We start from the raw sequence: 22,027 nt of genomic DNA on the forward strand, positions 1-22,027 counted from the left end.
GCGGTCGGTGTGGGAGCCGGCTTGCCGGCGATAGGGCCGCATCGCGGCCCCTTGTGCAAGTAACTCAGATCTCTGGGTGCTGCACTTCGACCGGTTTACGCAGGTCCCGCAGGCTGCGTGTGACCGGCCCGGTATTGCACTTGGCCGCCGCCTGCTCCGGGGTCATCTCGCGGATGGTGCGGTAGAACAGTTCGCAGGTCTGCTTCTTCTGGGTTACCTGCCACTTGCTGGTGCAGGCATCCAGGGTGAGCTTGGCATCGGCCTGCGGGTTGCGCCCCATGCCGGCCTGCCAGCAGGCGGCGGAAAGGTCCTGGCCCATCATCTTCAGGCCTGCGGCGTCGGCCTTGTCCTGATCGCCGTCATAGCTTTTCGGGTCGGCGGCGTACCAGATCGCACTCGGGTGGTTGGCGCCGAGCACGGGCACCTTGGCACTGTTGGCCTCGGGGCTGATGCTCACCAGGCCGAGCACATTCACCTTTGGCCCATACTGTTGCTGGATCCAGGCGCGTACCGGCGCGCCAAACGCAACCATCGGCAAGGCGCCTTTGCCGTCGTGGGTCAGGGCCACTTCCTTGACCATGCGCACCTGGTAGTCGTTGAAGTAGCTGTAGACCCCTTCCAGGTCCTTGCCGGCGCTGGCCGGCGCGGCGATCGGGGCGATGTCGACGATGGTCTGGTAGGCCGGGGTCTGGGTGGCCTCGATACCATTGAAGGTCAGCAGCTCCGCCCAGCGGTCGGTGGTGTTGGACTTCAGGTAGTCCTGGTAGCGGGTCAGCGAATAGTCCGGCGGGAAGTGCAGCAGTTCGATGCTGCGGCGGTTCTCCAGCGCCATGCCCAGGGGCAGGAACAGGTACCAGCTGTAGTCCCAGCCGCCTTTCTGGTTGAGGCGGGTGGCGCCCTGGTAGGCCAGCTCGCCGCTGTCGAGCAGCTTGCGCAAGGGCTCGGTGTAGCTGGCCGGCACGCCGGTGATGCTGGCGTGCAGCTTGTCGTTGTCGCGGTTCACCGTGACCTTGGCGTCGGCGTAGCCGTCGCGCTGCACGCTCTGGGTGAGGTAGTGCTCGACGGTCTTCTCGAGTGTCCAGTCGCGGTAGCAGATCACGTTGCAGTTGTTGGGGTAGGCGAATAGCCGTGTGACCCGCTGGGCATCGCCCAGGTCGATCTGCGCGTCGGCCATGGCCAGGCCGCTGAAGGCGAGGGCGGCCAGGCCCGATACAGCAATCTTGTGCATGCTTAACTCCTTGTCAGTGGCCGCCAGGACGGCGGACCGCCCATGGTGGATGAAGAGGTGGGGGAATGAAAAGCGCCAGGATATGGCTATTGGTTAGCGCGCTGATCGGGCTGGGTGCGGTGCAGGCCGATGAACGCGATGTGTGGATGTTCGCCCAGTGGGCCGGGGATCACGAGAACCGACGGTTTCGTGAAATGCTGGTGGAGGCCCGGCTGTATGGCGTGGTGCCGATTCATCAGTTGCTGCGCTCGGCCTCCGACTGGCGCCTGTGCAAGGCTTCACCCTTCGCGGTGCCGCCGGCGAGTCACTGGCCGGCGGTGCGTTCGACCCTGGCCTTGATTCAGACCCTGGATCGCCAAGGCATCCTGAATCAGTTCGAAGTGGTGTCGGCCTACCGCGATCCCCGGCTCAATGCCTGTGCCGGCGGCGCACCGAGCAGCGCGCACATGCGCGCTTTCGCCGTCGACCTGCTGCTGCCGCGCTGGGCCGACCCTAACCCGCTGTGCCGCTTCTGGCAGCAGCACGGCCAGGCCTGGAACATGGGGCTTGGCCGTTACCCCTCGGGGCGTATCCATATCGACACGGCCGGCTATCGCACCTGGGGCGGGGACGGCGGGGCCGGTTCGTCGTTCTGCAGCAAGCCCAGGTGAGCCAGGCAGGCCCGGCACTCGTCGCCGACCCACTGCGCGAAGCGCTGGCGCTTGCTGCCAACGTCCAGCGGCTGCGGGCTGAGCAGGTGGTAGCCGGAGCCATCGCGCAGGAAGCCGAAGGGTGCCTGTAGCTGGCCATTGTCCAGTTCGTCGCGGACCATCAGCGCCGAGGCGATGGCCAGCCCCATGCCCGCGCTGGCGGCCTGGATCGACAAGTAGAAGTGCTCGAACTCGCTGCGCGCCGTGTGTCGGATGCCTTGGCCGCTAAGGCGCAGCCAGGTCGCCCAGGCATCGGGGCGGGTGGCGCTGTGCAGCAGGCGTTGGCCCTCCAGGTGCGGTGTGGCGACCGGGCCGATCCATTCATCGCAGATCTTCAGGCTGTGCAACTGGCGATCCCAATGGAAGTCATCGCGGCGCAGGGCCAGGTCGATGCCGCCACGGGCGAAGTCCACCGGCCCGCCGGCCGCCACCAGGTGCAACTGCAGGTCGGGATGTGCGGCGTGAAAGCGCGGCAGGCGCGGGATCAGCCAGCGCATGGCGATGGTCGGCTCGCAGGAGACCACCAGTACGTTGTCTTCAGGCTGCTGTTGCAGGCGCTGCACGGCGCCCTCCAATTGCTCGAAGATCGACTGGGTGGTGCTGCGCAGCTCGCGACCGGCGGGGGTGAGAAAGATCGCCCGGTTGCGCCGTTCGAACAGTGCCACGCCGAGGCTTTCCTCGAGCAGGCGCACCTGGCGGCTGACGGCGCCGTGGGTGACGTGCAGGTGCTCGGCGGCGCGCACGAAGCTTTCAGTGCGGGCGGCGATGTCGAAGTAGCGAAAGGCGGTGAGGGGAGGCAGTTTCATGTGCTGGCCTGTTCCGGCTTTATCGCGGGGAAAGCCCGCTCCCACGCATGCTCAGGCTGTGCTCGTGGGAGCGGGCTTGCCCCGCGATAGGCCAGTCGATTCAATGCGGATAGGTGAGTAAAACTAGCAGATTAGTCAGACTATAAATCGATTTTTACCCGTTCAAGGCAACAGGATAATCCCATCTTCCGTGAATTTTCATCGAGGATCCCTGTTCGTGAACGAACTCATCGCCGTAGCCCTGTTCACCCTCCTGGCCGTCATCAGTCCCGGCGCCGACTTCGCCATGGTCACCCGCAGCAGTTATGCACAAGGTCACAAGGCTGGCCTCGCTGCCGCGGCAGGCATCGCCCTGGGCGTGCAAGTGCATGTGCTGTACACCGTGCTTGGCATCGCCGTGATCATCAGCCAGAGCCCGACCCTATTCCTGGCCATGAAGGTAGTGGGGGCGGGCTACCTGGTGTACCTGGGCTACAAGTCGCTGACCAACACCACGCGCATCAGCCTCGACGGCCTGGCGCAAGGCGCGTCCAGCGTGGCGAGCGCGTTGCGCACGGGTTTTCTGACCAACGCGCTGAACCCCAAGACCATGCTCTTCGTGGTCAGCGCCTACACCCAGGTGGTGCAGCCTGGCAGCCCGCTGGCGCTGGACTTCGCCTACGGCGCGTTCATGTCGTTCGCCCACTGGGTGTGGTTCAGCCTGGTGGCAGTGTTCTTCTCCAGCAGCGGGCTGCGCCGGGCGATGATCGAGCGGCAAGTGGTGGTCGACCGGGTCATCGGCGTGGCGTTGATCGGCCTGGGGCTGGCCGTGGTGGTGGCAGGAGTGAAGTAGCTTTTTCGCGGGCAAAGAAAAAGGGCTTATCTTTCGATAAGCCCTTTTAAAAGGTGGTGGCTACACAGGGACTTGAACCCCGGACCCCAGCATTATGAATGCTATGCTCTAACCAACTGAGCTATGTAGCCAACTTGGCGCGCATTATTAGCTCGAATCGCGATCCTGTCAACAACGTTTTCAAAAAAAATTGCCAACCTTTCAAAAACTTAGCCGGGAAGGGCGCCTCAGCGCACGATCAGCCAGTGGCCGAGCAGGTTGTGCAAGCGCAGTTGCTGGTCGGCGGCCAGGCGCTCGAGGCTCTGCGCCGGGTGATCGAGGTCGAAATCGCCGCTGACCCGCTGGTAGGCCGCCTGCTCGTTCATCATCCAGACACGCTGGCCACGGTAATCGGCCAGGCGTTCCAATACCTCGCTCAATGGCAGGTTCCTGGCCTTCAACTGGCCGTTGCGCCAGGCATCGGCCAATTTGGCGTCGATCTTCTCGACCGGATTGATGCGGCTTGCGCTGAACGTCACCCGCTCGCCGGCATTGACCAGGCGCTGGTCGCCCCCCTGCAACACCGCAGCCTTGCCGCCGAACACCACCAGTTCGTCGTAGTCGGCATGGCGAGCGATCTGCAGGCGGGTACCGAACACCTGGATGCGGGTGTCATCGACCTGCACCTCCATGGCCCGGCCATCGAGCATCACCTCCAGGTAGACCTGCCCTTGCACCAGATGCAACTGGCGGGTGCGCCCGCGCAGGTCGACATTCATCGCGCTGGCGCTGTCCAGGTGCAGGGTCGAGCCATCGGCCAGGCGCACGCTGCGACGCTCACCGCTGTCGGTGTGCAGTTCGCTGCCCAGGCGCTGCATCACCGGCCAGTAGAGCCAGGCCAGTGCGCCCACCAGTATTAGAAACAGTAGCGCCAAGCACAGTCCGGCGCGGCTGCGACGGACCTTGGCGATGCGTGGTCGCGGGCGCGCCGCAGGAACCTGCAATTGCTGCCAGTAGGCTTCGAGCTGGGCATAGGCCCTTGCGTTGAGCGGGTCCTGGCACCAGTTGGCGAACGCCTGGCGCAGGGCCTCGTCGCAGCCGGGTTGGCGCAGGCGCGAGAACCAGTCCAGGGCTTCCTGCTCGGGGTCCGGCGTGGGCTGCAAGGCGGGCATCGGGCTCATGGGATCGGTCTGCTCGCAGGGGAGGGCGGTTTCGCCCAGCGTTCACAAGGGAAAGGAGAAAGGATGCTAAATATATTGAGAATTATTTACAAGTACGTGTCGGATGGAAGGCTTGCGCAAATAAAAAGGTAGCTTCGTATCTATTTGTTTCACGATAATCGGATCCCAACCCGCGGACGGACATCCAGCCCATGGCCATCAGCAGTACCACGACTTCCAGCGCCAGCAGCCCGGCAAACCAGGCCACCCCACTGGTGATGCGCATCATCGGTTTCTGCGCCCTGGCGCACCTGATCAACGATCTGATCCAGGCGGTGCTGCCGGCGATCTACCCGATGCTCAAGGCCAACTACGACCTGAGCTTCGCCCAGATCGGCCTGATCACCCTGACCTTCCAGATCACTGCGTCGCTGTTGCAGCCATGGGTGGGCTTTTTCACCGACAAGCGGCCCACGCCGAACCTGTTGCCGCTGGGCACCCTGTGCACCTTGGTGGGTATCGTGATGCTGGCCTTCGTCGGCAGCTTCCCGATGATCCTGCTGGCCTCGGCGCTGGTGGGCATCGGCTCTTCGACCTTCCACCCCGAGACCTCGCGCATCGCTCGGCTGGCCTCGGGTGGGCGCTTCGGCCTGGCCCAGTCGAGCTTCCAGGTCGGCGGTAACGCCGGCTCCGCCCTTGGCCCGCTGCTGGCGGCGGCGATAGTCATTCCCTTCGGCCAGACCCACGTGGCCTGGTTCGGCGTGGCCGGGCTGTTCTTCTTTGCCGTGACCCTGATGCTGCGCCGCTGGTACAAGGAGCACCTGAACCAGGCCAAGGCGCGCAAGGCGGTGCAGGCCACCCATGGCATCTCGCGCCAGCGGGTGATGATGGCCTTGGTGGTGCTGGGCCTGCTGGTGTTTTCCAAGTACTTCTACATGGCCAGCTTCACCAGCTACTTCACCTTCTACCTGATCGAGAAGTTCCAGCTGTCGGTGGCCAGTTCGCAGCTGCACCTGTTCCTGTTCCTTGGCGCGGTGGCGGCGGGCACCTTCTTCGGCGGGCCGATCGGTGATCGCATCGGGCGCAAGGCGGTGATCTGGTTCTCGATCCTCGGGGTGGCGCCGTTCACCCTGGCGCTGCCCTATGCCGACCTGTTCTGGACCACCGTGCTCAGCGTGGTGATCGGCTTCGTCCTGGCGTCGGCGTTCTCGGCGATCGTGGTGTATGCCCAGGAACTGGTGCCGGGCAATGTCGGGATGATCGCCGGGATCTTCTTCGGGCTGATGTTCGGGTTTGGCGGGATCGGCGCGGCGCTGTTGGGGTATGTGGCCGATCTGCGTGGGATCGAGTACGTGTATGGGGTTTGCTCGTTCCTGCCGTTGTTTGGGTTGCTGGCGGTGTTTTTGCCGTCTACTGGCAAGCGCTGAGGCAACAGGTGCCGCGCTGCAGGCAGCGCGGCCTCTATGAGGGATACCCTGACTTAGGCACTTCGAACCAATGGACTTTTCATAATATCAGCTGCTTGCGCGTACTCTCCCGTTATTACCTGATGCTGACCAAGAAGTGTTGCGATTGTCAGCTGCCCGGCCTGCTCGCATTAGCTGATGCATACGGGCTGCTGAGTTCGGCACAGGTGGAGGAGAGGTGTTTAATTGTTGTGATGACGATCTTGATCTCGGAAGGATGCGTCGAACTATGCTTCTGACCTGAGAGCGAAGCATTGCCGAAAATGCTTGTCTTGGAGATGACGCGCGGTGAGTATTCTCGCCGACGGTATCGGCAACTCTGTTGCTTTCCAAGGGTATTGGAGGGCTGGCATGTGCTGGTTGGGCTGTTCTCAAGGGGTCGTGGTTACGCGCCAGAGGCTGGTTGTCTTGAGGTTGTGCTGGAAACGCCTGCTGTGCAGGAGCTGGCAGCAACTCCCGAGCTGTCCTAGGCTGGTTGTCCTGTTCAAACGCATCCCAAGAACTGTAGATACGCATGACCTTTAAAACTCTCGCGTGAACTTCAGCTTCACCAGTTGGATCCTGGTAATTTATGGGGTCTCCTTTGCAATATCCGTAGCTATTGGCTCCTCCCTTACCAAATGGCGAATGGTTATCAGGGCTCAGGAAAATACTCAAGGCTGGGTTATAGGCACGGTAACCATTGCCGAGTAAATAAAATCCTGAACAGTCTCGTGCCTGAGCATTGAATCCTAGTGTTGATGTCAACCGATTGATGGTCAGGTTATAGCCGAAAGGAGTATAAATGAACGCAGTCGATTTTTGCTTTGAACTGTGCTGCAAAATTGATCCATGAGCATCAGTTGTCAGCAGCGCAGTAGTAAAGCTACTTGTGACTTTAGGTTTCATTCGATTCCCTTTTGATATAGAGCAGCTGTTACATGACTTTGCGCTCCAAGGGCATCACCAGCAACTGGTAAAAATTACAGGTTTGTCGTCGTGATTCGCTCTTCGACTCGATTGACGATCCCACCTCCCCTGGCCTAGAGTGCCGCCTCCTCTCTACCTGCGTAGCCGATGCAATGCGCCGTACCCGTAGCCTCAGCCCACATCGCCAGCCTGTCGTCCCGACAGCGCGCCGCGCGTGGCCGAGCGACACGGTGCTCAAGCGTCGACGCAGCGTCTTGTTCGCCTTCACCTTCTCGCCACACCTTGCCCTGAACTGATCCGCGCCCCCGCATCCCGCGCCTTTGCGGTGTGATCGCGGGCGCCTGCGTTCGAACATCTTTCAGCGGATTTTCCAGTCGGCCAGGGCCAGAGCCCCTGTGCGCCGGCTTGCAAGGAGTGGTACATGAACATGCGTTTGCTGGCGGGCCTGTTGTTCGCCGTGTCGGTGGTCGGTTTCAGCCTTGGGGCGAGCCTGCCGCTGGTGTCGTTGCGCCTGCACGAAGCGGGGGCAGGGACGCTGGAGATCGGCATCATCTCGGCGATCCCGGCGGCGGGCATGATGCTCTCGGCGTTCATGGTCGACGCCTGCTGCCGGCACCTGACCCGGCGAGTCATCTACCTGCTCAGCTTCAGCCTGTGCACCGTGAGCATCGCCCTGCTGGAGTGGGCCTTCGATTCGATGCTGTGGCTGGCGCTGCTGCGCCTGGGGCTGGGCATCGGCATGGGCATCGCGATCATTCTCGGCGAGTCGTGGGTCAACGAGCTGTGCCCGGAACACAACCGCGGCAAGATCATGGCGCTGTATGCCACCAGCTTCACCGGCTTCCAGGTGCTCGGCCCGGCGTTGCTGGCGCTGCTGGGCGCCAACAGCCCCTGGCTGACCGGCGTGGTCACCCTCTGTTATGGCCTGGCCTTGCTGTGCATCCTGTTCACCGTGCCCAACGACCACGTCGAGCATGAGGAGGGCGAGAAGAGCTTCGGTCTGGCCGGCTTCTTCCGCGTGGCCCCGGCGCTGTGCGTGGCGGTGCTGTTCTTCTCGTTCTTCGATGCCGTGGTGCTGTCGCTGCTGCCGGTATACGCCACCAGCCATGGTTTCGCCGTGGGTGTGGCGGCGCTGATGGTGACGGTGGTGTTCGCCGGCGACATGCTCTTCCAGCTGCCGCTGGGCTGGCTCGCCGACCGGGTCGAGCGCACCGGGCTGCACCTGGTGTGCGGGCTGGTGGCGATGAGTATCGGCATCGCCTTGCCGTGGCTGCTGCAGATGACCTGGCTGCTGTGGCCGCTGCTGGTGGTGCTCGGGGCGGTGGCGGGCGGCATCTATACGCTGGCGCTGGTGCTGATCGGGCAGCGTTTCAGGGGCCAGGACCTGGTGACCGCCAATGCCAGTGTCGGCCTGCTGTGGGGCGTCGGCAGCCTGGTCGGGCCGCTGGTCAGCGGCGCGGCGATGGACGTGGCGCCCCATGGCCTGCCCATGGCGCTGGCGCTGATGGCGGGGCTGTTCGTGTGCTTCGCCCGCCAGGCCTATCGCCGGGCGGGCAAGCTTCAGGCGGTGGCGGACTGACCCCCAGCCATCGCGGGGCAGGTTAGAACGTTCCGCGCAAGGTCACCGACACATTGCGCGGATCGCCCCAGTAGTAGCCGGTCGGCGTCGGCGCCACCTGGCGGTAGTACTTCTTGTCGAACAGGTTGTTGGCGTTCAACTGCAACGAATAGTTGTCGTTGAAGCGGTAGTTCACCATCGCGTTGTACACCGCATACCCCGACTGCGAGGCTTCGGCGCTGCCACTGCGGTTGTAGATGGCGCTCTGCGCCTGCACGCCGCCGCCCACGGTCCAGGCCTGCAGCTCGCCCGGCAGGCGGTAGCTGGTGAACAGGCGCAGCATGCGCTTGGGGTCGGTGGTGCGGATCGGGTTGCCGTTGTTGCCGGTGGTGTCCTTGAGGTATTCGGTGGTGTTGTAGGTGTAGCCGCCGGTCACGTTCCAGCCCGGCAGCACTTCACCGGAAATCTCCAGCTCGAAGCCCTGGCTGCGGTTCTTGCCCGCGGCGACCTTGCAATAGCCACTGGTGTAGTTGGGCAGGCACGGGTTCGGGCCGCTGAGGTCGTCCAGCGCGTTGCCGACCTGGTAGATGCGGAAGAACGCCAGCGAGGTGTTCAGCCGGCCCTCGTAGAACTCACCTTTGATCCCCGTCTCATACGCCTCGCCGGTCACAGGTTCCAGCACGGAGCCTGCAGCGTCGGTGTTGGTCTGCGGGTTGAAGATCTCGGTATAGCTGGCGTAGGTGCTGAAGTTCTCGTTGAGGTCGTAGATCAGCGCGGCGTACGGCACGATCTCGTTGTCGACGCTGAACTTGCCGTTGGCCTTGGTGTTGTTCTCCTGCTCGTAGTCGTACCAGTTGGCGCGGGCGCCGATGATCGCGGTGAGTGGGTCGGCCAGGGAGATGCGCCAGGTGGCGTAGGCGCCTTCCTGGGTGGTGCGGGTGCGCACCGGGTGGGCGGTGATGTCGATGTTCGGGTTGGCCAGGCTGGTCTTCGGGTCCCAGGTGCGAATGTCGAACACACCCGACTGCACATTGTTGGTGGCCGAGGCGTAGGAGTCGTTGCGGATGCGCTCGACGCCCAGCATCAGCTCGTGGGTGCGGCCAAGCAAATCGAACGGGCCGTTGAGGGTCGCGCTGAGGTTGTTCTGCAGGCTCTCGCCGCCATCGCCTTCGGTCACCTGGTAGCTCATCAGGTAAGGGTTGCGGGTCGGGTTGGCGGTGCCGGTGGCACGGCTGAAGAAGGTCTGCTTGAAGCCGTTGTCGTCCAGCTCGAAGTGGGTGCGCTGAGCCATCAGCTTGAGCGTCCAGTCGTTGTCGAAACGGTGCTCGAGCTCGGCGAAGGTCTGCAGGTTGCTGCGGTTCCAGCGGTTCCAGTCGGCACCCAGGTAGGTGCTGCGGCCGAACGGCAATGGCGAGCCGTCGTAGTCGGCCGGCAGGTTGCCCCAGGCCCCGGTGGCGTCGAGCTGGGTCCACTCAAGGCCAGTGGTCAGGGTGGTGCTGTCGTCGAGATCGAAGGCCATCACCCCGTACAGCACGTCCTTGCGCTCCTGGCGCGACTGCTGGAAGTGGTCCTTCTCGTCGTGCACCGCGATCACCCGGCCACGCACGTTGCCAGTCTCGGTCAACGGCCCGGAGAGGTCGGCGACGTAGCGCTGGGCGTCCCAGGTGCCGAGGGTGACGCTGCCTTCGCCCTGGAATTCATAGGTAGGGCGCTTGCGCACCAGGTTGACGGTGCCCGAGGGGTTGCCGGCGCCGCGCAGCATGCCAGTGGCCCCGCGCAGGATCTCGGCGCGATCGAGGATCGCCGAATCGCTCTGGATGAACGAACCACCGCCGCTGCTCTGCACCACGGTGGCACCGTCGTACTGGATGGCGTCGATCTGGTAGCCGCGCGAGTAGTACTGCACCCGCTCGCTGTCGGTGAGGTTGACCACCACGCCGGGCGTCTGCTCGAGCAGGTTGGTGAGGTTGGTGATGTTCTGGTCGTCGATCCGCTGGCGGGTGACCACGGTCACCGATTGCGGGGTGTGGCGGATGCTTTGCGGGGTCTTGCCGATGGTCACCGCCCCGGTGGTGTAGGAGCCGCTGTGCTCGGTGGTCTCGCCCAAGCGGTTGCTGGAGATGCTGGTGGCGCCCAGTTGCAGGGCATCGCCCACATCCAGGGCGGGTATCAGCAGGAAGCTTTTGTCGCTTTCCTGCTGGACCTGCACATCGCTGCCCTGCAGCAGGATCTGCAACGCCTGCGCACTGTCATGCCGGCCCTGCACGCCTTGGGTGGTTTTGCCCTGCAGGCTGCCGGCGTCGAACGACAGGTTGAGCCCGCCCTGGCGCGCCAGTTGGTCCAGTGCGGCGGCCAGCGGGCCAGCCGGGATGTTCCAGTCGCGCTGCTGGCTCTGGCTGGCGGGCGCGGCGAGGGCGGCTGTCGGCAGTACGCCTGCGCAGGCCATGCCCAGGCCAAGGGCGGCAGCGTGGATGGCATGGCGCAGGGTGGCGTTGCGAGGGGCACACGGGCGAATCATGAAGCGCTCCTGAAGGTTGTCAGACCACTGTTCGGGCTTGTTTTCCTTCAGGCCGGACGAGAATGAGATTCCACCTCATTTATTTTCATCAATTGTTCAGGCGGCGCCGATGCTCACCCAGAAGCGCGTGCGGTAGTCGACGCGCACCGGCAGGCTACGGGCGACCAGCAGCAGGACCTGGTCGGTGTCGGCCAGCTGGTAGGTGCCGGAAACCTGCAGCCCGGCCACCTCCGGCGCGCAGCGCAGCACGCCGGGGCGGTAGCGCGACAGTTCGTCAATGAACTCGCCCAGGGGCATCTGCTGCACGCTGAGCACGCCGTCGGTCCAGCCCCAGGGGTCGCCATGCAGGCTCGCGGGCTGGTAGTCGCCCTGGGCGAACACCTGCAGCACCTCGCCAGGCTTGACCGAATGGGCAGCGGTGGAAGCGGGGAACAACGTCACCTCGCCGCGGCGCACGGCCAGCAGCAGGCCCTGGGCGTTCTCCCGCAACAGTAGCTGGCCACCTTCGGTGCTCAGCGCGCCGACGGGGGTGTCGATGCTGAACGGGCGGTTGTCGTTGACGTTGCTGTCCAGGCTGATTTCGCCACGCAGCAGGGTCAGCCGGCGTTGGTCGGCGCTGTAGCGCAAGTCGATGGCGCTGGCGGTGTTCAGGTGGATCAGGCTGCCGTCGCTGCCCAGCAGTTCACGGCGCTCGCCGGTGGCGGTGCGGCTGTCGGCCATCAGGGCGGTCAGGCCAAGGGGTTCGCGTGCGGCCCAGCCGGCGGCGCCGCCGAGCGCCAATACTGAAAGCAGCTTGAGGTGGTCGCGCCGGCTCATGCGCTGGCGCTCGGTGCCGGCCAGGGTCTGCCGGCTCAACTCGGCGGGCAGGCTGGCCAGTTCGTCACCGAGGCTGCTGACCCGCTGCCACGCCTGGGCATGCTGCGAGTGGCTGGCCAGCCAGCGCTGGAACTGCTGTTCGGTGCGTGGGCCGGGGCTGTCGTAGCGCAGTTTGACCAGCCATTCGATGGCCTGGTCGACCTGGGCTTGGGTCGGTGTCTGGTCAGGTGTCGGCATAGCGCATCCGGTAGCAGGCACCCAGGGCCTTGGCCAGGTCGCGTTCCACGGTGGCCCGGGAAACGTCCAGGCGCTGGGCGATCTGCGCCAGGCTGAGGCCGTCGAGCTGGGCCAGCAGGAAGGCCTGGCGAGCGCGGGGCTTGAGGCGTTGCAGGGCGAGGTCGAGGCGTTCGAGGGTATCGAGGATGACCAGGCGCTGTTCCTCGCTGGGCGCATGCTGTTCGGGCAGGCTGGCCAGGCTTTCGAGGTAGGCTTTTTCCAGGGCGCGACGGCGGAACTGGTCGATCATCAGGCCGCGGGCGATGCTGCTCAGGTAGGCCCGTGGCTCCTTCAGAGGCGAGGCCTGGCGCGCCTTGAGCAGGCGCACGAAAGTGTCCTGGGCGAGGTCGGCGGCGTTCTCCCGGCAACCTACCCGGGCGCCGAGCCAGGACCGCAGCCAGTGGTGATGGGCCTGATAGAGCAGATCGACCTGGGCCGGTTTGAGCGTGTCTTCGATCTGCATCGTCTGGAGAGCCTGCCCGGATAATGTGATTGTTAATGGTTCTCAATTCTATGCGCGGCGTTACTGGCGGATCAATGGTATGCCAGCGATTAGATGCGCAAGATTGAGCGTTTCACCGATGAACGGTTGGGCTAGTCTGGGAGACTGTGCCCATACGAACCCCACCGATGATCCTTGCAGATCTTTCCCCGCAGGCCTTCGACGATGCCGCTGCCTGGCTGGCCGGGCAGGATGCGGACTGGGCGCGGCATATTGCCGCCGTCGGGCCCTGCCTGCATCGGGCCACGCCTGGTCGCGAGCCCTACGAGGCGCTGGTGCGGGCCATTGCCTACCAGCAGTTGCATGCGCGGGCGGCCGAGGCAATCCTCGGGCGGTTGCTGGCGCTGTTTGCGCAGGCCGACTTCCCCTCGCCTGCGCAGTTGCTGGCGGTACCCCCGGAGGTGATGCGCGGTTGTGGTTTTTCCGCGAGCAAGACGGCTACGTTGCACGGCATCGCCCAGGCCAGCCTGGAGGGCATCGTGCCTTGCCGCGCCGAAGCCCTGGCGCTGGATGACCAGGTGCTGATCGAACGCCTGGTGGCGCTGCGCGGAGTCGGGCGTTGGACGGTGGAGATGCTGTTGATCTATAGCCTGGAGCGTTCGGATATCCTGCCAGTGGACGACTTCGGCGTGCGCGAGGGGTATCGGCGCATGAAGGGCCTGGAAAAGGCGCCGACGCCCGCGCAGATGCGGGTTTTGGGCGGGGCGTGGAGCCCGTATCGCACCGTGGCGGCCTGGTACCTGTGGAGGGCTTGACCCGTAATAGGGCCATTGAAGATAACGCAAGATTCGGAGTGTTCGTTTTCGGCCAAGCCGCCAAGCTCAGCGCATCGAACCAAGGAGAGGCGCCATGACCCCCGCCCCGACCACCTACACCACCGACGCTGAACGCTGGCATGCCGTGCAGTCCCGCGACACCGCCGCCACCGGCCACTTCGTCTACGCCGTGCGCACCACCGGCGTCTACTGCCAGCCCGCCTGCAAGTCGCGGCTGGCCAAGCGCGAGAATGTCGAGTTCTTTGCCGACCCCGGCCAGGCCGAGGCAGCGGGCTACCGCGCCTGCAAACGCTGCAAGGCCGGGCAGGGTAGCCGGCGCACCGAGCTGGTGGCCCGCGCCTGCCGCCTGATCGAGGCCGGCGAGACGGCGCCTAATCTCGATCGGCTCGGCAGCGAACTCAATGTCAGCCCCTTCCACCTGCACCGGTTGTTCAAGGCCGAGACCGGCCTTACACCCAAGGCCTATGCCTCGGCGTTTCGCGCACGGCGCCTGCGCGAGCGCCTGGATGCCTCCGACAGCGTCACCGAGGCCATCTACGACGCTGGCTACAACTCCAACAGCCGTTTCTACGAGAGCGCCGCCGAGCGCTTGGGCATGCGCCCGCGGGAGTACCGTGCCGGCGGTCAGGGTGCCACCATCCATTTTGCCGTGGCCCAGTGCTCGCTGGGGGCGATCCTGGTGGCTCAGAGCGAGCGGGGCATCTGCGCGATCCTGCTCGGTGACGAGCCCGAACCCTTGCTCAAGGACCTGCAGGACAAGTTCCCCAAGGCCCAGCTGATCGGCGGCGATGACGCCTTCGAACGGCTGGTGGCGGAGGTGATCGGCTTTGTCGAGGCGCCGGCGCTGGGCCTGGCGTTGCCCCTGGATGTGCAGGGCACGGCGTTCCAGGAGCGGGTCTGGCAGGCGCTGCGCGAGGTACCGCCCGGCACCACGGTCAGCTACACCGACATCGCCGAACGCATCGGCGCGCCCAAGGCCGTGCGCGCGGTGGCTCAGGCCTGCGCGGCCAACGCGATCGCCGTGGCCATTCCCTGCCACCGGGTGGTGCGCCGTGACGGCGACCTCAGTGGTTACCGCTGGGGCATCGAACGCAAACGTCAGTTGCTGGACCGAGAGACGGCACTCTCCTGAGCCTCCAGACCGCGTAGAATTCACGCCCTGTCGAGTTGTGTAGAGGAACATTCGATGAGGCGCGTCAGCCTTGACCGATTCTATGCGGGGATTTTCGCCCTGCTGTTGTGCCTGGCCGTCCCGGCCTGGGCTGCCCCGGCCACGCCGGTATCGCGCCTGGCCGTGGCCGAGCAGCAGGTGCTGGACGAGAACGCCAGCCTGGAGGAGTTGAGCGAGCGGCTCGACCAGATCCGCCAGGGCGTCACCAGCAACGCCAACGACGACCTGCTTGCGCAGTTGCGCCAGTCGGCCCTGCAGGTGCAACGCCAGGCCGATGTGCTGGCCACCCAGCGCACCGCCGACGTGCAGCGCCTGGACGACCAGCTCAACGTGCTCGGCCCGCCCATGGCGGAAGAGGCCGAGAGCCTGACGCGACAGCGCAAGCAGCTCAACGACGAGAAGAACAAGGTGGTCGCCGAGCAGAAGGACGCCACCACGTTGACCCAGTCGGCCCGTGACCTGTCGACGCAGATCGTCAACCTGCGCCGCAGCCTGTTCAACTCGCAGATCACCAGCCGCGCCGCCAGCCCGTTGAGCCCGGCGTTCTGGTCGAGCTTGATCCGCCCTACCGACGATGATGTGGCGCGTCTGCGCGACCTGCGTGGCGAGGTGTCGGACGCCATGGCCAGCGCCTTCAGCGCCGAGCACCGCTGGTTGTTCATCACCGCGCTGGTGGCGGCGGTGCTGGTCTGGACCTTGGTACGGCGGCTGCTCGAGCGCCTGCTGGCCGATGCGATGATCCGCTGGCTGCCCGAAGGCCGCCTGCGCCGCAGCGCCCTGGCGCTGAGCGTCAGCCTGGCCACGCTGGGCACCATCTCAGGCTCCGTGTCGCTGCTGCGTTGGGGGCTGGAGAGCAGCGCCGAACTGGGTAGCGACGTCGCCAGTCTGACCAACCATATCCTTGCGCTGGTGATCTTCAGTGCCTTCATCTCTGGCCTGGGGCGCGCCATGCTGATGCTGCAGCGTCCGTCCTGGCGCCTCCCGCCGATCGCCGACGAAGTGGCCAGTGCCCTGGGCTGGTTCCCCAAGGTCCTGGCCCTGGCGCTGATGGTGCTGCTGACCCAGGAGCGCATCAACAGCGTGATCGGCACCAGCCTGGCGCTGACCCTGGCTACCAACGGCGTGACCGCGCTGGTGGTGTCGCTGCTGTTCGTCGTGGCGCTGCTGCGCTATCGCCGCGCCCACCGCCTGCACGACCTGGAGCGTCCCAAGGGCCTGGCCGGGCTGATCCCGTTCGTGATCGTGGTGTGGGTGGCGGCTGTCCTGCTGACCCTGCTCGCCGGCTACCTGACGCTTGCCTACTTCCTCACCGCCAAGCTGCTGTGGGTCAGTGTGGTGGTGGTCTGTGCCTACCTGCTGGTAACCGTGTTCGGCGACCTGTGCGAAACCCTGCTGTCACCGCGCCAGCCTGGTGGTCTGGCGCTGGCCTCGGCGCTGGGCCTGCAGCAACGCCACCAGGCCCAGGCCAGCACGGTGCTGGCGGGCATCGGCCGCACACTGCTGCTGTTCGCCGCCGCGTTGCTGATATTCATGCCATCGGGCACCAGCCCCGGCGAGCTGCTGCTGAGCCTGGCGGACTGGGACGGCACCGGTGGCAAGGTGCTGGGCAACCTGAACATCGTGCCCCAGGACATCTTCCTGGCCGTGGCGATCTTCCTCGGTGGCTGGTTCGCCATCCGCGTGGTCAAGCGCTGGCTGAGCGAGCGCCTGCTGCCGGAAACCGACATGGACGCCGGCATGCGCGCCTCGCTGGTGACCCTGGTCGGCTACCTGGGCTTCCTGTTCCTGGCCATGCTGGTGATGTCGACCTTGCACATCAACCTGACCAGCCTGACCTGGGTGGTCAGTGCGCTGTCGGTGGGTATCGGTTTCGGCCTGCAGCAGATCGTGCAGAACTTCATTTCCGGCCTGATCCTGCTCACCGAGCGCCCGGTGAAGGTGGGCGACTGGGTGAGCCTGGCCGGTGTCGAGGGTGATATTCGCCGGATCAACGTGCGCGCCACCGAGATCCAGATGTCCGACCGCTCGACGGTGATCGTGCCCAACTCGCAGTTCATCTCGCAGAACGTGCGCAACGTGACCATGGCCAATGCCCTGGGCGTAGTGGGCATCACCCTGACGCTGCCGCTGGAGACCGATCCTGCGAAAGTGCGCGAAGTGCTGTTGGCGGCATACAAGGAGCACGAATCGATCCTCGATGCACCGGCCACCTCGGTGACCTTCAAGGACCTGACCAGCAGTGGCATGGTCATCGGGGTAAGCGGCTATGTCGCTTCGCCTCGACAGGTATCGGGCACGCGCAGCGACCTGCTGTTCACCATTCTCGGGCGCCTGCGTGAAGAGGGCATCGCCCTGTCGTCGCCGGCGAGCATGGTGCTGGTGCAGGAGAACGGGCGCCAGGCCGACGAACCGGCGTGAAGCCATCGCGGGGCCAGTCGTATCGGCGCACCGATGCGACTGGCCCCGCGATGCGCTCGGAGTCTGTCAGCCGCAAGTGCAGCGGTTCAACGCGTGCTCCGCCAACGCCCGCCCCATCTGCACGTTGTGCGCGGCGTTCACCAGCATCCCCAGCCCGGGTTCTCCGGCCAAGGCGCAGCAGTATTCGTCGAGGGTGTCTTCGATACCGCGCATCAGCTGGATGGCATGAAGCAGCGCTTCGGTGGTGGGCATATCGTCGTTGATGGTGAAGAAGGGGCGGTTGAGCGGTTTGGCAGGGGGTGGATCAGGAACGATCTTTTTCATGGGAAGCACTCATTTCGATTGAAAGGTGCCGCCTCCAGATCCCTCTCACAGGATGAGGGTGGCAGCCGTACGCGGGGTGAGAGACCGGTCGAAATGAGCAAATGCCGGCCAGGCCTGGGCCTGCCCGCGCACAGCCGCCATGGCAGCGCTGCGTGCTTCATTTCGACGGTAGCAGGCTCTCACACCTGATCGTCAGAACGACGACCTGGGGAAGTTAGTCCTGCTGATGGTCCTCGACAATTCAGACGCGTCGGCAGCGTGCGTAGGATAGTTCCCAAGTCCGCTCGGGCTGAAGCAACTGGTTTCAATCTCGGAATGTTCTGACGTGCATGCCAAAGGGAACAAGGTCAATCTAAGCGTGACATGAGCAGTCTAGGTGTAACGCAAATTGATATCTGGCTATACAATTGCGTTACGCAAGAGTAGTCTTTGTCTGGTCGATATCCTTCGTCGATTCAGTGCCCCGTGGGATGGGCTGGGAGTCACCAATGAGCGATTTACACATCAAGGATCGGAGCAAGGCCGTACCGCTGAACATGCGGGTGGCCGAGCATCGCAGAGACCTCATCGATGCCGCCGTGGAGATTGTGGGCGGTGACCGCACCAGCTTCGTTCTCGATGCGGCTTGCCGACGCGCTGAGGAAGTACTGATGGAGCGCCGGTTGTTCCTGCTTGATGACGAAGCCTTCGATCAATTCACCCAGGCGCTTGAAGACAACCCCATCAGGAGCAATGAATGCGTGAAGAAGCTGTTGGCAAGGCCGAAGCGCTGGAGCTGAGCGCTCCGCAGAAGCTCGAAGCGTTTCATGAGCTAGGTCAGTTCGACTGTGGAGAGGCGTCGATCAATGGCTACCTTCGAGAAAAGGCTTACAAGGCGCAGATAGCGAAGCACGCAGTGGTGTATGTCACCTGCTTCAAGGGCACGTCAGTTGTGGCCGGTTACTACACGCTTTCGACGGGATCTGTGGCGCGTGCCCATGGTTCTTCTGCAAGCGTGCGACGCAATGCTCCAAATGACTTGCCGGTGGTGGTGCTGGGGCGAATGGGTGTAACCCTGAGAGCCACTGGGCAAGGGGTCGCCACTGACCTTTTGCAGGATGCTGTCGAGAGAGCTCTGGTGGCATCCGAGATCGTCGGATGTGTGGCAATGATCGTGCCCCCACTTGATGCGCGTCTGGAGCGTTTCTATGCCAACGCTGCGGGGTTCACAACCTGTCCACAGCTGTCACCGAAGACGATGATGCTTGCTCTACGGTGACAGCGGCTGATGTATGTCCGATCACTTTTTTTTCAGGTTTCGTGAATAGCTGATCGGCAATCATCCGGCCACGCTCCAGTCCTTCCGGAGTAAGCCAGACTGACTTTGCTTTGCCCCAGGGCTTGGTGATGAACGCCTTCTCGTGCAGTTTGTTCATCACCTGAAAATCAAAGCCCTTCCAAGCATTGCCGTTGTTGATGCTGAATGTCGCCAGCAGGGCCAGTACGGGATCCTCGATGAGTTGATCGTCATATTCCATGGAAACACTCCTCTTGCAGACTCACTATCAGCGTAAAGCAAAAGGCCCTTGCCGTTCGAGCTGGCAAGGGCCTTTTCGTCATTGGAGCTGGCAGCCCAAACACCGCGTCACATGCTTCACCGACTGATACCCCGAAAGCCCCCAAGGCCCGAGCTCTCGGCCAATGCCGCTGCCCTTGGTTCCGCCCCACGAGGTCTCGACGAACACCACCTGCACCGAATTGATCCATACATGTCCGACCTCCAGCGCATCGGCTACGCGCTCGGCGCGTTCCAGGTCGGCGGAACAGACAGTGGCCACTAGCCCGAAGCGGCTGTCGTTGGCCTGGGCGATGGCCTCGGCCTCGCTGCCGAAGCGCCGCGCGCACAGCACCGGGCCGAAGATTTCTTCGCCCCACAGGCGACTGCTAACCGGTACGTCCACATACAACGTCGGGCTGACGAACCAGCCGTCGCGGTCCAGCGCCTTGCCGCCGGCCAGGCATTCAAGGCCCTCCTCGCGGGCGGTGGCGAAATAGCCGGCGACCTTGAGCCACTGCGCCTGACTGGTCAGCGGGCCCATGTCCACTTCTTCAGTGAGCGGGTTGCCCACGCGCAACGCCGCCAGCGCCGCTTGCAAGCGCGGCAGCAGGGCATCGGCGATGCCGTCCTGCACCAGCAGGCGCGAGGTGGCCGAGCACATCTGTCCGGCGTTCCAGGTGATGCCGGCGACGATCCACTCCACGGCCTGGTCGACATCGCAATCGTCGAACACCACGATGGCCGATTTGCCGCCCAGCTCCAGCGTCACCGGCCGGCACTGGGCCGCGGCGGCGCGCATCACCTGGCTGCCGACGCCGTTGCTGCCGGTGAACGACAGCTTGTCCAGGCCGTTGTGCCCACTCAAGGCGGCGCCGGTCTCGGCCTTGCCGCCGACGATGTTCAGCACGCCGGCCGGCAGGCCCAGCACCTCGGCGATCTGGCCGTAGGCCTGCTCGATCAGCGGGGTGACTTCGGAAGGCTTGAGCACCACGGTGCAGCCGGCGGCCAGGGCCGGGGCGAGCTTCCAGGCGCTGGTCACCAACGGGAAGTTCCACGGCACGATCAGGCCGACCACGCCCACCGGCTCCAGGTGGGTGCGGGCGGTGAAGCCCGGTACGGCCAGGGGCACGTCGCGGTTCTTCGCCGGCAGCTGTTCGGCCAGGTCGGCGTAGTAGGCGAAGGTGGCGATGGCGTCGTCCAGGTCGATCTCGGCCTCGTGGCGCGGCTTGCCGTTGTTGCGTATCTGCAGGGCGATCAGTTCGTCGCGGCGCTGGCCCAGCTGTTCGGCGAAGCCGCGCAGGTAGGCGGCGCGCTCGCTGGCGCTGACCGTTTTCCAGGACGCCAGGGCGCGGCGCGCAGCGGCCACGGCCTGGTCGACCTGGGCGCTGCTGGCGGCCATCAGTTCGGCAAACGGCTGGCCATCGGACGGGTTGTGGACAACGATGCAATCGCTGCCCTGGCCTTCGACCCAGCGGCCGTCGATGTAGTGAGGAGTGGTCATGGTCGGATTCCAGTCAGGCCATTTCGGCGGTGGTCACGGGCTTTACGGGCGTGCTTTTGCAGCGCACCCAGCGCGGGCCGCGGGGGCCATACACGCCAGCAGGTTCAGGGAACAGGTTGAGCAGGATCAGGTACAGCACGCAGGCGATGCCGAGGGTCACCGGCAGGCTCAGGTCGATGCCGCCGGCGAGCTCACCCAGCGGGCCGACGAACTGCCCGGGCAGGTTGACGAAGCACAGACCGACCGCCGCACTGGGGAGCCACGCACCCATGCCACGCCAGTTCCAGCCGTGGTCGAACCAGTAGTGGCCGCCTTGCTGGCCGCGGGTGAACACCTGCAGGTCGTCGGCATGGTAGAAGCCGCGACGGGTGATCAGGCCGAGGATCATGATCACCATCCAGGGGCTGGTGCAGGTGATGATCAGCACGGCGAAGGTCGACACGCTCTGCACCAGGTTGAAGGTGAAGCGGCCGACGTAGATGAAGCCGATGGCCAGCACGCCGATCAGCAATGTGGCGGCGGCGCGGCTGAGCAGGCGCGGAAACACGCTGGACATGTCAAGGCCCGTGCCATACAGCGCCGTGGTGCCGGTGGACATGCCGCCAATCACCGCGATCAGGCACACCGGCAGGAAGAACCAGCCCGGCGAGATCGCCAGCAGGCCGCCGACGTAGTTGTTGGCGGCGATGTAGTCCGGTGCCTGGCTGGCCACCAGGGTGGCGGTGCACAGGCCGAACAGGAACGGGATCAGCGTGGCGGCCTGGGCGAGGATCACCGCCAGCATGATGCGCGCCTTGGGTGTTTCGCGCGGGATATAGCGCGACCAGTCGCCGAGGAAGGCGCCGAACGATACCGGGTTGCTCATGGCCAGGATCGCCGCGCCGACGAACGCCGCCCAGAACCCGGCCTGGCCGAGGTTGACGCTGCCGGCGTAGCCCGCGTCGAAGGGCCCGGCGAAGGCGAAGATGCCCAGCAGGAACAGCAGGCTCGAGGCCCATACCGCGATCTTGTTGACCCACAGCATGAAGCGGAAGCCGAAGATGCACACCACCAGCACCAGTATCGCGAACAGGCCGTAGGCCAGGCCCAGGGTCAGGTCGGTTTCCGGCAGGCCGACCAGGCGCTTGGCGCCGCCGACCAGGGCATCGCCGGAGCTCCACACCGACAGCGAAAAGAACGCAACGGCGGTCAGCAGCGACAAGAACGAGCCGACGATGCGCCCGTGCACGCCGAAGTGCGCGCCGGACGATACCGCGTTGTTGGTGCCGTTGAGCGCGCCGAACAGGCCCATCGGCGCAAGGATCAGCGCACCCACGCCGACGCCGAGCAAAATCGCCCAGACCCCGGCCTGGAACGACAGCCCGAACAGTACCGGGAAACTGCCCAGCACGGCGGTGGCGAAGGTGTTGGCACCGCCGAAGATCAGGCGGAACAGGTCCAGCGGGGCGGCGTCGCGTTGATCGTCGGGGATCTGTTCGACGCCATTGGTCTCGATACCGGTCGAGTGGCTCATGGTGATGCTCCAGCGCGAATGTTGTCGGCCGTCGAGCGGCCTTGTTGT

General features: G+C 64.7%; 20 protein-coding genes and 1 tRNA gene. 9 read left to right on the forward strand and 12 right to left on the reverse strand.

What is annotated here, in order from left to right; all coding sequences use genetic code 11:
- Nucleotides 1–64 precede the first annotated feature (64 nt).
- Complete coding sequence (locus ABZO33_RS08815) at nucleotides 65–1,228, reverse strand: hypothetical protein (protein ID WP_414535742.1); 1,164 nt, start codon at nucleotides 1,226–1,228, stop codon at nucleotides 65–67.
- Nucleotides 1,229–1,293: 65 nt separating this feature from the next.
- On the opposite strand from ABZO33_RS08815, the gene ABZO33_RS08820 reads away from it, so the two are divergent.
- On the forward strand, nucleotides 1,294–1,878 hold the full coding sequence (locus tag ABZO33_RS08820) for a D-Ala-D-Ala carboxypeptidase family metallohydrolase (protein WP_414535743.1): 585 nt from the start codon (nucleotides 1,294–1,296) through the stop codon (nucleotides 1,876–1,878).
- On the opposite strand, the gene ABZO33_RS08825 is transcribed toward ABZO33_RS08820, so the two are convergent.
- Nucleotides 1,818–2,723 carry a LysR substrate-binding domain-containing protein gene (locus ABZO33_RS08825; RefSeq protein ID WP_414535744.1) on the reverse strand — a complete coding sequence of 302 codons (906 nt, stop codon included), beginning with the start codon at nucleotides 2,721–2,723 and terminating at the stop codon, nucleotides 1,818–1,820. The genes ABZO33_RS08820 and ABZO33_RS08825 overlap by 61 nt on opposite strands.
- Before the next feature lie 217 nt (nucleotides 2,724–2,940).
- Between ABZO33_RS08825 and ABZO33_RS08830 the strand changes: the two genes are divergently transcribed.
- Entirely contained in the window at nucleotides 2,941–3,555 is a 615-nt protein-coding gene (locus ABZO33_RS08830; RefSeq protein WP_414535745.1) for a LysE family translocator, read from the forward strand.
- A gap of 54 nt (nucleotides 3,556–3,609) precedes the next feature.
- On the opposite strand, the gene ABZO33_RS08835 is transcribed toward ABZO33_RS08830, so the two are convergent.
- Together ABZO33_RS08835 and ABZO33_RS08840 are read right to left on the reverse strand one after the other, a co-directional pair.
- Nucleotides 3,610–3,686, reverse strand: a tRNA-Met gene (locus ABZO33_RS08835).
- 96 nt (nucleotides 3,687–3,782) lie between these two features.
- Nucleotides 3,783–4,706 (reverse strand): FecR family protein, encoded by a 924-nt coding sequence (locus ABZO33_RS08840; RefSeq protein WP_414536328.1) that lies wholly within the window; start codon nucleotides 4,704–4,706, stop codon nucleotides 3,783–3,785.
- 200 nt (nucleotides 4,707–4,906) lie between these two features.
- Between ABZO33_RS08840 and ABZO33_RS08845 the strand changes: the two genes are divergently transcribed.
- Nucleotides 4,907–6,121: an MFS transporter gene (locus ABZO33_RS08845; RefSeq protein ID WP_414535746.1), complete on the forward strand. Its 1,215-nt coding sequence runs from the start codon at nucleotides 4,907–4,909 to the stop codon at nucleotides 6,119–6,121.
- Nucleotides 6,122–6,208: 87 nt separating this feature from the next.
- Here the strand turns inward: ABZO33_RS08845 and ABZO33_RS08850 are convergent, their stop codons facing one another.
- Nucleotides 6,209–7,048, reverse strand: coding sequence for an RHS repeat-associated core domain-containing protein (locus ABZO33_RS08850; RefSeq protein ID WP_414535747.1), 840 nt, complete (start codon nucleotides 7,046–7,048; stop codon nucleotides 6,209–6,211).
- A gap of 442 nt (nucleotides 7,049–7,490) precedes the next feature.
- Here ABZO33_RS08850 and ABZO33_RS08855 point away from each other — a divergent pair, with 442 nt between their 5' ends.
- The gene (locus tag ABZO33_RS08855; protein ID WP_414535748.1) at nucleotides 7,491–8,648 is read left to right on the forward strand and encodes an MFS transporter; all 1,158 of its coding nucleotides are present in this window, start codon (nucleotides 7,491–7,493) and stop codon (nucleotides 8,646–8,648) included.
- 22 nt (nucleotides 8,649–8,670) lie between these two features.
- Here ABZO33_RS08855 and ABZO33_RS08860 read toward each other — a convergent pair whose 3' ends face one another.
- From ABZO33_RS08860 to ABZO33_RS08870, 3 genes are all read right to left on the reverse strand, one after another.
- Nucleotides 8,671–11,145, reverse strand: a complete 2,475-nt coding sequence (locus ABZO33_RS08860) for a TonB-dependent siderophore receptor (protein ID WP_414535749.1) — start codon at nucleotides 11,143–11,145, stop codon at nucleotides 8,671–8,673.
- Nucleotides 11,146–11,241: 96 nt separating this feature from the next.
- Entirely contained in the window at nucleotides 11,242–12,198 is a 957-nt protein-coding gene (locus ABZO33_RS08865) for a FecR domain-containing protein (RefSeq protein WP_414535750.1), read from the reverse strand.
- A complete protein-coding gene (locus tag ABZO33_RS08870; protein WP_414535751.1) occupies nucleotides 12,185–12,700 on the reverse strand; it encodes a sigma-70 family RNA polymerase sigma factor in 516 nt (171 codons plus the stop codon). Before ABZO33_RS08870 ends, ABZO33_RS08865 begins: the two co-directional genes overlap by 14 nt.
- Nucleotides 12,701–12,867: 167 nt before the next feature.
- Between ABZO33_RS08870 and ABZO33_RS08875 the strand changes: the two genes are divergently transcribed.
- From ABZO33_RS08875 to ABZO33_RS08885, 3 genes are all read left to right on the forward strand, one after another.
- Complete coding sequence (locus tag ABZO33_RS08875) at nucleotides 12,868–13,494, forward strand: DNA-3-methyladenine glycosylase family protein (RefSeq protein ID WP_414535752.1); 627 nt, start codon at nucleotides 12,868–12,870, stop codon at nucleotides 13,492–13,494.
- Nucleotides 13,495–13,588: 94 nt separating this feature from the next.
- Nucleotides 13,589–14,647: a bifunctional DNA-binding transcriptional regulator/O6-methylguanine-DNA methyltransferase Ada gene (gene ada / locus ABZO33_RS08880; RefSeq protein ID WP_414535753.1), complete on the forward strand. Its 1,059-nt coding sequence runs from the start codon at nucleotides 13,589–13,591 to the stop codon at nucleotides 14,645–14,647.
- Nucleotides 14,648–14,701: 54 nt separating this feature from the next.
- Complete coding sequence (locus tag ABZO33_RS08885) at nucleotides 14,702–17,104, forward strand: DUF3772 domain-containing protein (RefSeq protein ID WP_414535754.1); 2,403 nt, start codon at nucleotides 14,702–14,704, stop codon at nucleotides 17,102–17,104.
- A gap of 66 nt (nucleotides 17,105–17,170) precedes the next feature.
- On the opposite strand, the gene ABZO33_RS08890 is transcribed toward ABZO33_RS08885, so the two are convergent.
- Entirely contained in the window at nucleotides 17,171–17,428 is a 258-nt protein-coding gene (locus ABZO33_RS08890; protein ID WP_414535755.1) for a hypothetical protein, read from the reverse strand.
- Between the two features lie 488 nt (nucleotides 17,429–17,916).
- Between ABZO33_RS08890 and ABZO33_RS08895 the strand changes: the two genes are divergently transcribed.
- Both ABZO33_RS08895 and ABZO33_RS08900 read left to right on the forward strand, forming a co-directional pair.
- Nucleotides 17,917–18,207, forward strand: coding sequence for a DUF1778 domain-containing protein (locus tag ABZO33_RS08895; RefSeq protein ID WP_414535756.1), 291 nt, complete (start codon nucleotides 17,917–17,919; stop codon nucleotides 18,205–18,207).
- Entirely contained in the window at nucleotides 18,165–18,686 is a 522-nt protein-coding gene (locus ABZO33_RS08900; RefSeq protein ID WP_414535757.1) for a hypothetical protein, read from the forward strand. Before ABZO33_RS08895 ends, ABZO33_RS08900 begins: the two co-directional genes overlap by 43 nt.
- Here ABZO33_RS08900 and ABZO33_RS08905 read toward each other — a convergent pair.
- From ABZO33_RS08905 to ABZO33_RS08915, 3 genes are all read right to left on the reverse strand, one after another.
- Nucleotides 18,634–18,945 (reverse strand): DUF6429 family protein, encoded by a 312-nt coding sequence (locus tag ABZO33_RS08905; RefSeq protein WP_414535758.1) that lies wholly within the window; start codon nucleotides 18,943–18,945, stop codon nucleotides 18,634–18,636. The genes ABZO33_RS08900 and ABZO33_RS08905 overlap by 53 nt on opposite strands.
- Before the next feature lie 78 nt (nucleotides 18,946–19,023).
- A complete protein-coding gene (locus tag ABZO33_RS08910) occupies nucleotides 19,024–20,466 on the reverse strand; it encodes an aldehyde dehydrogenase family protein (protein WP_414535759.1) in 1,443 nt (480 codons plus the stop codon).
- Between the two features lie 13 nt (nucleotides 20,467–20,479).
- Nucleotides 20,480–21,979, reverse strand: coding sequence for a purine-cytosine permease family protein (locus ABZO33_RS08915; RefSeq protein ID WP_414535760.1), 1,500 nt, complete (start codon nucleotides 21,977–21,979; stop codon nucleotides 20,480–20,482).
- Nucleotides 21,980–22,027: the final 48 nt, after the last annotated feature.

The organism is Pseudomonas sp. CAM1A (genome assembly GCF_047501685.1).
Lineage (GTDB): Bacteria > Pseudomonadota > Gammaproteobacteria > Pseudomonadales > Pseudomonadaceae > Aquipseudomonas.

Coding starts and splice junctions, on each gene's coding strand:
- ABZO33_RS08815 (WP_414535742.1), bottom strand. CDS start 1,228: ATGCACAAGATTGCTGTATCGGGCCTGGCCGCCCTCGCCTTCAGCGGC.
- ABZO33_RS08820 (WP_414535743.1), top strand. CDS start 1,294: ATGAAAAGCGCCAGGATATGGCTATTGGTTAGCGCGCTGATCGGGCTG.
- ABZO33_RS08825 (WP_414535744.1), bottom strand. CDS start 2,723: ATGAAACTGCCTCCCCTCACCGCCTTTCGCTACTTCGACATCGCCGCC.
- ABZO33_RS08840 (WP_414536328.1), bottom strand. CDS start 4,706: ATGCCCGCCTTGCAGCCCACGCCGGACCCCGAGCAGGAAGCCCTGGAC.
- ABZO33_RS08845 (WP_414535746.1), top strand. CDS start 4,907: ATGGCCATCAGCAGTACCACGACTTCCAGCGCCAGCAGCCCGGCAAAC.
- ABZO33_RS08850 (WP_414535747.1), bottom strand. CDS start 7,048: ATGAAACCTAAAGTCACAAGTAGCTTTACTACTGCGCTGCTGACAACT.
- ABZO33_RS08855 (WP_414535748.1), top strand. CDS start 7,491: ATGAACATGCGTTTGCTGGCGGGCCTGTTGTTCGCCGTGTCGGTGGTC.
- ABZO33_RS08860 (WP_414535749.1), bottom strand. CDS start 11,145: ATGATTCGCCCGTGTGCCCCTCGCAACGCCACCCTGCGCCATGCCATC.
- ABZO33_RS08865 (WP_414535750.1), bottom strand. CDS start 12,198: ATGCCGACACCTGACCAGACACCGACCCAAGCCCAGGTCGACCAGGCC.
- ABZO33_RS08870 (WP_414535751.1), bottom strand. CDS start 12,700: ATGCAGATCGAAGACACGCTCAAACCGGCCCAGGTCGATCTGCTCTAT.
- ABZO33_RS08875 (WP_414535752.1), top strand. CDS start 12,868: ATGATCCTTGCAGATCTTTCCCCGCAGGCCTTCGACGATGCCGCTGCC.
- ada (WP_414535753.1), top strand. CDS start 13,589: ATGACCCCCGCCCCGACCACCTACACCACCGACGCTGAACGCTGGCAT.
- ABZO33_RS08885 (WP_414535754.1), top strand. CDS start 14,702: ATGAGGCGCGTCAGCCTTGACCGATTCTATGCGGGGATTTTCGCCCTG.
- ABZO33_RS08890 (WP_414535755.1), bottom strand. CDS start 17,428: ATGAAAAAGATCGTTCCTGATCCACCCCCTGCCAAACCGCTCAACCGC.
- ABZO33_RS08895 (WP_414535756.1), top strand. CDS start 17,917: ATGAGCGATTTACACATCAAGGATCGGAGCAAGGCCGTACCGCTGAAC.
- ABZO33_RS08900 (WP_414535757.1), top strand. CDS start 18,165: ATGCGTGAAGAAGCTGTTGGCAAGGCCGAAGCGCTGGAGCTGAGCGCT.
- ABZO33_RS08905 (WP_414535758.1), bottom strand. CDS start 18,945: ATGGAATATGACGATCAACTCATCGAGGATCCCGTACTGGCCCTGCTG.
- ABZO33_RS08910 (WP_414535759.1), bottom strand. CDS start 20,466: ATGACCACTCCTCACTACATCGACGGCCGCTGGGTCGAAGGCCAGGGC.
- ABZO33_RS08915 (WP_414535760.1), bottom strand. CDS start 21,979: ATGAGCCACTCGACCGGTATCGAGACCAATGGCGTCGAACAGATCCCC.